Here is a 12828-nt window from a genome sequence, read left to right as displayed (position 1 = left end):
GTAGATATCCCACAGCGTATCAATAAAGTGGCCGCTGCTGTCGGTGTAGTTGACCGGGTTGTTGTAAACGTAGGCGTAACGATTCCAGGCAATGGGGTTGCCCGGCTGGGGCACCAGGCTGTCGGGTTGGGTGAACTGGCCCAGGTGAGGGTCGTAGAAGCGGGCGTCAATTTGTCAATTGCCGGGCGTCGTACAGGCCAATTGTACCATCCCAGAAAAAAGTCGGGGTTCGTTGCCTCAACCCGACCTGCTCACTGAGGCCATAGGCCGAAGAATCTCCATCGGCACAGCTTTGCTTTTGGTATACTGCATGGAGATTCTTCGCTCGTTTCTCGTCAGAAAGATCAGGACTTGGCCTGATCAAAAAAGTCATTCACGTCTAACGCCTCAAACTTTCGTTTAACATCCTCCCCGGCATAAAACGCCAACAAATCCGGCTTGCTCAATTGGCCGTCTTGCATAAATTTTTCCAGGTATTCCAGGCTAAAGCGCATAGACAAATAGTGCCGCTGCAACTCTTGCATAATGTTTTCGCTGTTTTTGATAATGGCGTCTACGTAGGTTTGGATGGAAAGCAGGCTGTTGATGTCTTTGATGACCCGCCGGACAATGCAGGTGAAAGTGGCATCCCGGTCGTCAAAGTTTTTGGCGTTGGCCACAATGTTTCGGGCCAAATTGTAGGCGATGGCCAAATTGGTATAGTCGCCTCTTTGGGAGTCGACAATGGCCACAAAGCCCACCCCCGGCATAAATCCCACCCCGTCAATAATGTTGGTGATACTGGTATCCACCAGGGCCGTATCAAACACAATGATCCCGGCCCGGGCTTGGCGGTTGGCCTGGGCTTCGATGAGTTGGCTCCAAACCGTATCGGATTTTCTGGTGAAGATGTTGTGGTCTTGAATATCGCCCAGTTTAAGACTGCGATCAAATTTAACTTCAACCGCAATGATTTGTGCGGCGTTGTTGTTGACCACGCACACAATATCGCCCGTTTTATTGCCGGGAATAGCCCCCGGGGTGACGCCGGTGAACTGGATTTGGTCATTCAATTGGCGCCGGGCAATGTAATCGTCCAGGAAAGCCACAATTTCCTGTTCGGCGGCCAGGCCCTTGACCGCGGTTTTGAAAAAAATCTCTTTTTTCATATCAAAGATGATTTTCAGGTGTTCCAGTTCAAGGCCCAACTCATTTTGCGTTTTGGCCAGAAATGCGGCCAGCCGGTCTTCAATCAAGGCCAGCACGCCAATGGAGATGGCCTTGAGCAGGGCTTCATCTCTATCTTTCACCGGCAATCTGTTAAAATAAGAAAAGACCATTTCATTGGCTAATTCAAAGGCATTGAATTGCACCCGCTGGTGTTGTTGATCCAGGCTGACAATTTGGCTGCTCATATCCCGATCCTCCTGAGTAACATCCCTATCTGCTTTAACGAGATTCCCCAACTTCAATTATAAACGTTCCACGGCTACCGCCGTAGCCCCGCCGGTGCCGTGGCACAGCGAAGCCAGGCCCAACGTTCCGGCCCGTTCCTGAAGGGCGTTGAGCAACGTTACCATAATTCGCGCCCCCGAACAGCCGATGGGATGGCCCAGGGCAATGGCTCCGCCGTAAACGTTGAGCTTGGGGTAGGCTACCCCCAGTGTTTTACTAAAGATCACGCTTTGCGCCCCAAAAGCTTCGTTATTTTCAATCAAGTCAAAGTCGGCAATGGTTTTGTTTAATTTAGCCAGCAGTTTTTTAACTGCCGGAATTGGCGCTTCGGCAAAACGCCAACTGTCTACCGCGGCCCAGGTTCCACCCAGCAGGCGGGCCATGGGCTGGAGGCGGTGTTTTTTCAGAGCCGCTTCGCCGGCAATCAATAAAGCGGCCGCCCCATCGCTGATCTGGCTGGAGTTTCCGGCGGTCAAAATTCCGGCAGGGTCAAAAACAGGGTGTAATTGGGCCAACGCTTCCAGGGTGGTGTCGGCCCGGATGCCTTCATCGTAGTCCAGGATGTTTGTGTTTTGGCGGGTCTTTATTTCAAAGGGGACAATTTCTTTTTTGAAGTAGCCCTGGGCGGTGGCTTCCGCCGCCCGCCGGTGGGAGAGATAAGCTACTTCGTCCACTTCCGCGCGGGTAAGGTTGTATTCGGCGGCCAGGCGTTCGGTCTGCCGGCCCATGCCTTCGTTGGCAATGGGGTCGGTCAAACCATCATAGAGCAAAATATCCTGAAGTTGCTCCGGCGCGCCTAACAAAAATTTGTAGCCCCACCGCGCCCGGTGCGACAGGTAAAATCCGGCCTGCGACATCGTTTCGATGCCTCCCGCCAGGATCAAGTCGGCCTCGCCCGCCTTAATCATCGCGGCTGCATTGATCACCGCCATCATGCCCGATGAACAAACCATATCCACGGCATACCCGTCTATCTGCGCCGGAATGCCGGCCCGGCCGGCCGCCTGGCGGGGCACAAGCTGGCCGTGGCCGGCCCGCAGCACATTGCCAAAGATGTACAGGTCCAGCTCCCGGCCGCTCAGGCCGGCCTGCTCAAGGGCGGCCTTCATGACGTGGCTGCCCAACTCGGCCGGCGAAATATCTTTTAAACTGCCCCCAAAGCGGCCAATCGGCGTTCTGACGGCTGAAATAAGGTAAACGTTTGGCATAGTTCCTCATTGGGAAATTTTGATTTGGGGATTGCCGCTTTACAACAGGCTTTCATCCTGAAAAATCTGCTCTATTGGCGGGTTGTTACTGCCTGAAATTATATTGATTCATGGCGGCGTCAACGCCATCGGTCAGCGCCGTTTTGACCGCCTCAACCGCTTGTTCGTAAGTAATCACCATGGCGGCCCATTCGTCGGGTTTGAACTTTTGCAGCACGTAGGCTTCGGTAGGCATCTGGCCGGGAGGGCGGCCAATGCCCAGCCGCAGCCGGGGAAATTCTTCGGTGCCCAGATGTTGGATTACACTGCGCATCCCTTTGTGGCCGCCGGCCCCGCCTTTAGGCCGCAGGCGCAGCGCCGCCAGGGGCAAGTCCACATCGTCAAAAGCAACCAGAATTCTTTCGGGAGGGACTTTGTAGAAACGGGCTACCGGGGCCGCCGCCTCGCCGCTCAAGTTCATAAAGGTTTGGGGTTTGACCAGGGCCACGTTCACCCCGGCCAGTTTGGCTCGCGCCAGCAGGGCTTTGTTTTGTTTTTCGTCAAAACGAAACTCCGGGTGATGGCGCGCAATGGTATCTAACAAATGCCAGCCCGCGTTGTGGCGCGTGTCAATATATTTTTGGCCGGGATTGCCCAACCCCACAATGAGCCATTCCACCGGCCCGCCGGCTTTTTCTTTTTTGAAACGGCCAAATAATCGCATGTTTAACGGGTAACGCCCAACTTTATTTTTTGCCTCGATAGCGCCTTATTCTTTCCACAAAGCCCATAATAAAGATACGCAGCACCGATAAAAAGCCAAACAATAAAAAGATACCCAGCATGATCCCGGCTCCGTAAAAGCACGTATCTCTGAGCGGCGCTAAAGAAAAACCCGTTACGGTGGGGATAAACGATTTACTCTCCTCGGGGTCTTCTAACGGAGCGCTGGTTTCTACCGGGCGGGGAGTGGGCGTGTCCACTACCGGCTGGTCAATAACAATAGTGGGGGTGGGTGGAGCCTCAGTGGGAGTGGCCGTGGGGAAGGGCGTTTCTGCCGCCGGCGACGGGGTGTCGGTGGGGGTGGGTACAACATTAGAAATCACTACCTGCTGGGCAAAATATTCGCTGTAGTTGCCGTCCAGCCGCACCACGCGCAAGCGAACGGTATAGCTGCCGTCGGGATATGGCATGGTCTCCCAGGTTTCCAATACGCCGTTAATCACCGGCTCCTGGTGGATGTCGCCAATAATTTGCCATTGATCGCCAGTTACCGGCTCCGGCGCAAATTCCAAAATGTAAAACTGGAACGAAGGATGGTCGGCGCTGCCGGTGATTTGCACCACGCCTCCGATCACCGCATTGCTGGCGGGGCTGGTGATAATAGCCAGGTCTTCGCCTTGGGCCGGTGGCGCTGCCATAGCGCCAGAGAGTTGAACGAGCCAGAAAATAGCAAAAATGGCTAGAATAAAAAGGATGTTGTATTTTGGCAAAATAGTTTTGCGGTTTTTCATAATCACTATTTTTGTTTGGGATTGGCGGTAGTTTAGATTTGCTTTGTCCAGTATAGCGCCATAACCGCTATTTGACTCAACGCAAGGGGGTCATTCGGCCTACGATTCTAAAATTTAGACCCAAGCGTAGCAGTGTATCACGAGTTAAACGGAATGACAAAATCCATCATCAGTTCATTTGTTTAACAAAAAAAGAGCCACCAGATGCGTGACTCTTTTCATAGGCAATCACTTATGGGCTACTCTTGTAACAAGCGTCCGATTACAATAATACGCTGCTCATACCTGTTTTCGTCCCGGTTCCAATTACTGCACGTGATCAGGGTTATTTGCCCGGTATCGGTGGGCTGGGTCACTTCGATGGCCGTTCGCTCTACCAACTGGTAACCTTCCACAACGTATTGAAATTTTTTATCGCCTTCATACACCACAATCAGGTCGCCGGAGATCAGTTGGGCCAATCCGGCAAAGGGGCCGTAAACGCCGGCGGCCAGGGTCACATGCCCGGCCAGAACAATGTTGCTGTTTGAACCGGGGGGGGCTGTCCCTTCCAGATGTCCCACAGCCTGGCCCAGGTGATCCACTTGCCAGGTTTGATTTTGGATAGGCGCTAACAACACCGGGGCGTCCAGGTTGAGTTTGGGAATGAGCAGCCTGGTGGCGATGCCCTGTTGCGTAACCGAATTAACCGAGTTGGCCGGAAGGGCAAACCCCAGCACCTTTTCAACATCGGGCGTAGGCGAAGGGGTGGCCTGGATTTCTGCGGGTTGACTTTCCGCTGCAACCGTTCCTGGTTCTGGCTGTGGCTCAAGCTCGGTAATAACTTTGGGGGGTGTTTCATTTACTTCGGGCGTAACCTCTATACCCGGCAAAAGCGGCCCCACCCTGACCAGTTTGGTGATGTCTTGCGAGGAATTATCCGGGGCAAAAATTGACCAGCTAACAAGGCCTACCATAATCATCCCGGCTATACACATGGCCAGGAGAAGGGGACTGACGATGCCTAAGGCGATGAGTCTACGTTTCATGATACACCTTATTGTACCCCAGGATAGAGCTTTACCAAAACTTGCCTAACATATCCTTGATTAGCTCGACCCTCCCTGCCACTGTTTCAGCAGCAGCGGCAATTCGGCGTAATCTTTGATAATGGCATCCGGTATAATTGGGGTTTGCGCCGGCTTAGAAGAAGAGTCTGCCTGATCATAATTGACGCCAATATACTGTACCGCCCGCATACCCACCTTCTGAGCGCCATCAATGTCGGTGCGCAGTAGATCGCCAATGTGGACAGCTTCATGAGGTTTAGCCGCCAACGCCTTGAGCGTGGCCAAAAAGGCCCGCACATTGGGTTTGCTGTACCCCACTTCGTCGGAAAAAGTGAAATGGGCAAAATAACCATCAAGCCGATCTTTTTTCATGATTTGATGCAGGATCCGGCCCGGGGTCAGGCCGGTGTCGGAGATGACGGCCAGGCGGTAATCCCGCGCTAACCCGGCCAGCATCGTTTCAACCCCCGCTACAGGCGCGGGCAAATCATCCAGCACGCTGTTTTCCAAACGAGTTTTGATTTCCAACAAATGGGGCGGGGCCAGCGAAATTCCCAATTGGGTCAACATCACGCCCAACCACTCCCCGGCGGCAATGGTGCGGTGTTCCTCTTCCCAGGCCCGGCTCCAGGTGGTTCGCGCCGTTTGCACCGCCGCCTGGAATTGCGCCAGGTCAAATGTTTCTCCGCTGTACGCTTCAATAGCTTCTTTGAGCTGGTACAGGCGTTGGTTATAATTTACGGTTTTGGGTTGGTAAAGGGTGGCCCAAAAATCAAAGGTGATGGCTTTGATGGTCAAAATAAAAATCCTCAGTCTATCATAAATGTGCCGCAGCCAAAATGGGTTTGCCGGCCCAGATGCAAGATGGAGGCCAATTCAAGATAGGGGATACTGGCCGGCGGGAATTTGTCAATATTTTGCCGGCCTATCCAGCGTCCTGGCTCATAGGCAGGGGCCGGTCGAATTTCTCTGACGCGGGGCGACCTGCCGCGCTGCTGTTGGATCATTTCCTGGAGGGTTGTTTTTTCGGCGGGGGTAAAATGCGGCCATACGTCGCCGGGGGTGTTGTGTTTGCCCGGCAGCACCACGGCCAGCCGGGTAATGAGCGCCTCCATCATCCTGGCCACGGTGGGCCTTTCAGAATGAGGGATTTTACCGTCGGGCGCGGGTGAGGGGGGCAGGGCGTCTGCGGCCGGGGTCAGGTCAAAGGGGGTCAGCCAGGTAAGCTGTTGAAAACGAGGCTCGGCGGGGGTCTCAAAAGTTAAACCCTCGGCCCATTGGTTAGGCGTGGCCCGGTAGCGCAGGTCCAATCTGCCGCCCTTGACCACCGGCTCCCATTGCAAACCGCGAGCCGCGTAAATAGAGTCAATATCAAAACGCCCCCAGGGGCTGCGCTGATGATGCCAGCGAGGGTTATTGGTGCGGCTGGCTTCTTCCATTGCCGGCAAGATGACTTCCAGGAAAAAACTATGGTCCGCCCTGTTGCCCAGGAGTTTGAGTTCCCACAGGATCAATTCGTCCTGGCCGTAAGACATTTTGCCCGGATAAACCAACAAAACCGTTTCAATCGGCCAGGCCACTTCCGGGAGAGTGATTGATTTTTCCACCGGCCGGTCGGTTGGCGGCTCAATGGACACATTCAGACCCTCGCCCTGGTAGCCCGACCAGGCGGCCAGAGCCTTGCGCCACGGACCGGCTTCACGCGTGGGCAGGCGGTCGGCAATAATGCTGCCCAATACCAGCGATAACTCGGCGGGCAAACAGCGGGGAAGTCGCGCTAACGAACGATTGACCCGCCACAGGCATAAATAACGAATCAGGCTAATCTGTTCGATAAAAGACCACATAGTCAATGAGTTCGTATAATAGCTTTACCCGGCCCGGGGGCCAGCTTCTTATTTTCCAGGCGTTCAACATATCTTTGGCTTCCTGGTTGAGCTGCCCTAACAGGCGGCCCCAGTAAAATTTTTCTTCTTCCACATCCTCCATGCGCAGCAGTTCATAAATAATTTTTTGCTCTTCCGGGCGCAACACAGTGCGAAAAATGGCGGCCATTTCCAGCACGCTCAAAAAATCGGCTATCTCAAAAATCAAGATGCCCTCCCGCTCACGGTCTTGCGTGCGTAATACTTCATAGGCGTCGGCAAAAAATTTAACCCGCAGCCGGTCCCGGGAGAAATCGGCCTCGCGGTGAATGGCCCGGCACAGGATATCGCTCATGCCGGTTTGCTCGCCCGCGCCCATGGTGGGGAAAATTTGCAGCATCCCCTTGAGCGTATCGCCATGATACAGCGCCAATTCTTGCAGCCAGGGCTTTAACCCGCGCCGGTACATGGCCAGCAAAAAGCGATGGTCATCATGGATGTAGGTGTAGAGAATGCGGTGTTCTTGAAAGCCCCGGCCAGGGTGGAGTTGTTTGGGAAGCTGGTTGACATATCCCCAAATCAGAATGGCGTGCCGCGACACCGGCGCAAACCGCCCCACGTTGTCCAGAATTAACTGGCAGGCCGGGCAGTAGGGCTGCTCCGGCTGACGCGAATAAAGCCAACAGCGTCGGCATGGGCCGTTGAGCGCAGAGTGAGGCGGCCCAATTTCTTCTTCGCCGGAGAATAAATCGGGCCGCTCTTCAAGATATTTCAGAGTGACGATCAATTCTGCGCCGGTGCGACTCCGGCGCAGCCAATCAAAGCTGCTTAGCATTGAGGGCCTGGGTAAGCTCCGCGTAATGCTCAATGACTTTGGGGTTGAGCCACTGGTCGGCCTCAAACGGCAGTCGCCACTTTGGATCGGGGCCGCCATCATACCGTTTGGTCCAATCAACCAAAAAGCTGTCAGGCAGCAGCCGCAGGCGCAAACTGCCAAAACCAAGATACCGATTTTGGCCCATTTTGTGCGCCAACTCCGGCTCTAACGCTACACACCAAGCCAGCCGCTGTAACTCCGCTTCGGTCAGGTTCCAGAAACGCACCTCAAACCGGGCGCGCGCGCCGGGCAAAATGGCCCGGCAATAGTTGGCCTGGGCCGTGTCCGGTTGAAAGTCGGCCATTTGCTCCACAATGGGGGCCAGGGGGGTATGGGGAAATACGCGCCAGTGCCCGCCAATGCGCACGCGGGGCACGCCGTTGCCCGCTGTTTTTTGCCACTGGCCGTTTTGATATTTCCAGCCGCCGTAGGGGTACGGGGTTTTGAACCAGGCCAACTCCGGCGACTCAAAAAGGCCAAAGTTGAATACCAACCGGCTCATCAGGGATTGGTTAGGCCCCCGGCCCACCCAGCCAAAGAGGCTGTCGGTGGGGTTAAGCTGGCCGATGTCCGGGCTGTCCTCAATAGAGTTGCTGGCGATGGCGTAAATGTGGCGCAGCATACCCCGCAGGCTCTTGCTGGGCAGGGCGTAAGTTTTGTCCTGGTTACGGAGGGCCGCTTCGGGCGGGGCCAGGGCAAAAAAGTCGTAGCCGTGGCTGGGGCCGTCGCTCAGCGTGGCCGTAAAGGATGGTTCGCCGCTTTCGCGGATGCTGATGGGCGTTAAGATAGTGGCTTCCACGGCCAGGCTGCCGCAGTAACCGCCAAAGGCCCGGTGCGAGATAAAACCGGCCCGGGCCTGGGGCGGGCTTTTGGACACTTTTGTTTCCGCCTTCAGCGGGTCAATCACCGGCAAGGCATCCGCCGCCGTTTGGCCTTTAAGTTCCAGTTTTTGCCAAACGCCGGCCGGGGTTAAAGCCTGCTTGCCAAATAACTGTTGGCCTACGTCGTCCGGGCCGGCGGTGAGCCAGGTCAGGTCGGCTACGTTAGCTTGAACCCAGCCAAAGCCGCTGCTTTTTTCGCCGCCCAAGGGAATATCGCCTTTTTGGAAATCTTGCAGCAAATGCAGCAGCAAGGACACCGATTCCAGGTCCTCTAATTGAATATCCTGCAAATCCAGCCGGAGTTGGAACACAAGCTGCTCACCGTAGGCAAACAGGTAATCGCTCTTGGCCTGCTCAATGGGCTGGCCGGTGCTGGGGTTCATCTTAACGCCGTCCATTGAGCACCAGGCCCGGTCCGGATTTTGGGGGTCAACCAGGTAGGCATCTGAGAAGAAAGCCAGGCCCCGCCGCCGTTGCGCTCCAAAAAGATTTTCCAACACTTCTTTGGTCCGGCCGGATTCACCCCACAACGTTTTTAGTACTTGCGAGGCCCGCTTGCGGAACGCGCCCTTGATGGTACTGCCCGGAATATAAACCTCCCACCGCTCCTTATCCTGGCCGGGCGACCAGGAGAGCATGCGCATAAAGACTGTGTCGTAGGGTTTGCCGTATTTTTTCGACATTTCGCGCCCGCCGATGCCGCCCGCCCGAAAATCAATGTGCTGGGGCTGGGCCAATTCCTGGCGGGTGCGGTCGCGATAAGCTTGCAGGAAGGCAATGAAGTTTTCGTCGTTGGCAATGCTTTTGCGCAAATTCACCGGGCTTAACAGGTGCTTAAAGCGCACCCGGCTGTGGCTATCTAAAAAATCGCGCCAGGCCCGGTCGCTGATACCCTGGGGAGATTGGTGGCGGTTGTGCCACTGCTGTTCGTTGATTTTGCCTTGCAACAGCATTTGTTTGACGCGCAGGTGTTCCGTCCGGCTGGCGATTTCGGCGTCCACCCAGGCGTCGCTTTGCAAAAGATGGATTTGCTGGTCAATTTGATCATACAGCCGGGGCAAAGCGCGGCGACAGGCCCCCCGCAAAATTTCAACCAACTCAGCCTCGCTGTCAAGCCGGGCGGTCAATTGTTGGCCCAGGTCGGCTTCCATGCCCACTGCGGCGGCTAAAGATTGCCAGGCTTTTTGGTCAAACTCGTGGCGGGCTTCCACTTTAACTTCCATCGCGTCCAGCACACGATTGGCCATATTGGCCTTGTCGGCCAGAGCCTCTGTAACCGCCGCCTCAGCCAATTCCCGATCAGAAAAGGGTTGGCCCACCAGCGGCTCAAGCTTCTCCAGCACTTTTGCGGAAAGGCCAAATTTACCTTTGCCCAACTTTTTCAAAGCCGAAGCGGGCAGCACCAGGGATTCGGCCTCGGCGGAGGAGCGTTCTTGCAGCCAGATGGCAATAACGCGGGGCAAATATTCGGCCAGTTTTTGTTTCCAATCCTCCGGGCTAAGAATAGGGCCGCTTAAGCTCATCTCCAATCGGCTGCGGATAGGGTCCGGCAAGTCGCGCATGGCGGCCACCAGCACCCGGCCGTCAATGGCGGCAAAAGCGGGCACATCGGGGTCCACCTTGCCCCAGTTCCAGCCGACCAGCAGGGGATTGTTGGCCTTAAAGGTGAGGGCCAAGCGGAGGTGATTGGTTCCGGGGCGTAAAGCAGGCGGGTTCTCCGGCGCGGCAAAGGGCAATTTTATGTCTAAGCGGCATCGGCCCAGCCCTTTGCTTTTGCCCGCGCCAAACCAAAATCGCCCGGCCTGGAGTTCTTGCAGCACGTAATAAAGCCGGGCCTGGTTGTCGTTTTTCTGCAACAGGCCGTCATCCACCGCCATAGAGAAATCAAAGGTTGAGTTCCGGTACAGGGTTTCCATTTTGTAGTTGGCGTTAGACTCAATGGCCCAGCGGTCTTCGTCGAGCCTGACGCCCATGCGCAGGTCAAAAAAATTATCTCGAGGATAGGCCTCTTTTTGTAGCTTACAATCCACTTTGGTAATCAAGCCTCGCGGCAGCGGCGAGTTGTACAAACGCTGCCACAACTGGTTGAGCAGGCCGGTGTTGCGGCCGTCGCGGGATTCGCCGATGAAGGCGTCCATGAGGGCCTGGGCCGTACCCTGGATTTCCCCGGCCAGGGAGACCAGGCGCTGGGTGCCGTCGCCGTCCCTGGTAAAAAGCGTTTTGCGGGCATTGCCGCGATAAATAGGCGACTCTGCCAAAAGTGTGCCGCGTAGTAACATGAGTGATTGCTCCTTTCAGTTATTTGCCGTATTATATCACCGTTTTTATTTGTTTAGCCAACTCTCTGGCCCGTTCCGGGGCATCACCCACGTATTGGCCGGCGTTCAATAACGTGGCAACCTGCTCCGGGGGGAGGTAGCGAGTAATTCTCTCGTCCCTGACCAGGCGGGCGGGTAAGGGGTTGGGGCCGCCCGCAGCCAGTTCGGCCCAGGCGGACAGACTGTGTTGGCGGATAATTTCGTGCATTGCCTGGCGGTCGGCCCCGGCTTTGACCGCAGCCATTAACACCCGTTCGGTGGCGGCAAAGGTGCCGTACTTTTCCAGGTTGCGGGCCTGGGCCGTTTCGTCAACCCGCAGGTCGCGCACCAATCGAGTCGCCCGGCGCAAAATTTCATCGGTGGCCAAAAAGGCGGCGGGGAATATCTCCCGCCGGTTAGCCGAGTCGTCCAACGTGCGTTCCAGCAATGAATGGGCCGCGTTGTCCCAGGCCACGCGGGGCAGGCCGGCCACAAAACGGGCCAGGCTATTAATGTTTTCGGCGTTGATGGGGTTGCGCTTGAAGGGCATGGCGCTGGAGCCAACCTGATGCCGGCCAAACGGTTCGGCCCACTCGCCCAGGCAGGGAGCTTGCAACAGGCGCAGGTCAAAGGAAAATTTGTAAAGCGAACCGGCCAGCCCGGCCAGGGCATTCAGCGCCAGCCAATCCTGTTTGCGGGGGTAGGTTTGGGTGGCTACGGGGAAAGGTTCCAGGCCAATGGCGGCCATAATTGCTGCCTCCAGGCGGGCTACGGGCCAACCTGAACCATCCGCCGAGGCTAATAGTTCTTGATATGAGGCCGACGTGCCCACCGCGCCTTTGAACCCTTTGCCCCGGATGCCGTCCCGCGCGCGACGCAGTTCGGCCAAATCGGTCAGCAAATCAAAGCCATATTGGGCCAGGCGATACCCCAGAGTAGTCGGCTCGGCGGGTTGGAGATGGGTAAAACCGATAATGGGGGTGTCGGCCCACTGCTCAATTTGGGCGGCCAATTCGATCAGGAGAGCGGTCAGCCTGACCAAAATCAAATCCAGACTTTCACGCAGGCGTAGGGCGTCGGCGTTGTCTTCTATGTCCATAGAGGTGGCGCCCAGGTGAATGATGCCGCCGCCCACCGGACACTGCTCGGCAAAAGTTTTGACTTCGGCCATCAAGTCGTGGTGGATTTCGGCTTCAATTTCGGCGGACCGGTCAATATTTATTTCGGCGGCGTGGGCCAATAAATCGTCTACCTGGGCCTGCGTCACCAGCCCAACGGATTGTTGGGCCTGGGCCAGGGCCACCCACAATTGCCGCCACAATTGCCGTTTGTGAGTTTCGCTCCAAATTTGGCGCATTTCGTTGCTGCCGTAGCGCCAGGTAAAGGGGGAAAGAAAGGTTTGGTGGGTGAATGGTTCGGTCATAGCCGCCTCGCAACACACAGTATAACACAGGCCGATGAGAGGAGCAAGGCAATTGACGAGGGGCGTTAGAATTGATACAATAGCGCGATTGCTGTTTTTGAAACAAGCGTTAAATCAATAGTTTGTACTTGTAGGGATTCATCGGTATTTGCAGTCTCCCGGTGAGTTTCCCCCACCTCCTCCGAGTCCCGGCATAGCCAAGGGAAAAGTTGTTTCATTACTCGACTTTTGCAGTGACATAAGATTTAACATTAACAAGAAAATATGGGATAATAAAGGTCAAGCTAATCGGTATTCAAAT

General features: G+C 55.5%; 11 protein-coding genes. All 11 read right to left on the bottom strand.

All coding sequences use genetic code 11. The features are described 5' to 3' along the window. A partial coding sequence (locus tag JW953_22570) for a hypothetical protein (protein ID MBN1995489.1) occupies nucleotides 1–171 on the bottom strand: 171 nt, incomplete at its 3' end. Nucleotides 172–344: 173 nt separating this feature from the next. After that, entirely contained in the window at nucleotides 345–1394 is a 1050-nt protein-coding gene (locus JW953_22565) for a hypothetical protein (protein MBN1995488.1), read from the bottom strand. Nucleotides 1395–1451: 57 nt separating this feature from the next. Beyond that, on the bottom strand, nucleotides 1452–2642 hold the full coding sequence (locus JW953_22560) for a thiolase family protein (GenBank protein MBN1995487.1): 1191 nt from the start codon (nucleotides 2640–2642) through the stop codon (nucleotides 1452–1454). Nucleotides 2643–2727: 85 nt separating this feature from the next. Continuing rightward, entirely contained in the window at nucleotides 2728–3345 is a 618-nt protein-coding gene (locus JW953_22555; protein ID MBN1995486.1) for an aminoacyl-tRNA hydrolase, read from the bottom strand. A gap of 22 nt (nucleotides 3346–3367) precedes the next feature. Continuing rightward, entirely contained in the window at nucleotides 3368–4135 is a 768-nt protein-coding gene (locus JW953_22550; GenBank protein MBN1995485.1) for a hypothetical protein, read from the bottom strand. Nucleotides 4136–4374: 239 nt separating this feature from the next. Next, nucleotides 4375–5163, bottom strand: a complete 789-nt coding sequence (locus JW953_22545) for a sortase (GenBank protein ID MBN1995484.1) — start codon at nucleotides 5161–5163, stop codon at nucleotides 4375–4377. A gap of 60 nt (nucleotides 5164–5223) precedes the next feature. Then, nucleotides 5224–5982, bottom strand: a complete 759-nt coding sequence (locus tag JW953_22540) for an HAD family hydrolase (protein ID MBN1995483.1) — start codon at nucleotides 5980–5982, stop codon at nucleotides 5224–5226. Nucleotides 5983–5993: 11 nt separating this feature from the next. Beyond that, a complete protein-coding gene (locus tag JW953_22535; protein MBN1995482.1) occupies nucleotides 5994–7031 on the bottom strand; it encodes a hypothetical protein in 1038 nt (345 codons plus the stop codon). Next, a complete protein-coding gene (locus tag JW953_22530; GenBank protein MBN1995481.1) occupies nucleotides 7006–7884 on the bottom strand; it encodes a hypothetical protein in 879 nt (292 codons plus the stop codon). The genes JW953_22535 and JW953_22530 overlap by 26 nt, the downstream gene beginning before the upstream one ends. Next, entirely contained in the window at nucleotides 7868–11086 is a 3219-nt protein-coding gene (locus JW953_22525; protein MBN1995480.1) for a hypothetical protein, read from the bottom strand. The genes JW953_22530 and JW953_22525 overlap by 17 nt, the downstream gene beginning before the upstream one ends. A 31-nt stretch (nucleotides 11087–11117) precedes the next feature. Further along, nucleotides 11118–12527 (bottom strand): adenylosuccinate lyase, encoded by a 1410-nt coding sequence (purB, locus tag JW953_22520; protein MBN1995479.1) that lies wholly within the window; start codon nucleotides 12525–12527, stop codon nucleotides 11118–11120. Between the last annotated feature and the right edge of the window lie 301 nt (nucleotides 12528–12828).

This window comes from Anaerolineae bacterium, from assembly GCA_016931895.1.
GTDB lineage: Bacteria > Chloroflexota > Anaerolineae > 4572-78 > J111 > JAFGNV01.
This window is presented reverse-complemented; position numbering and strand designations above follow the sequence as displayed.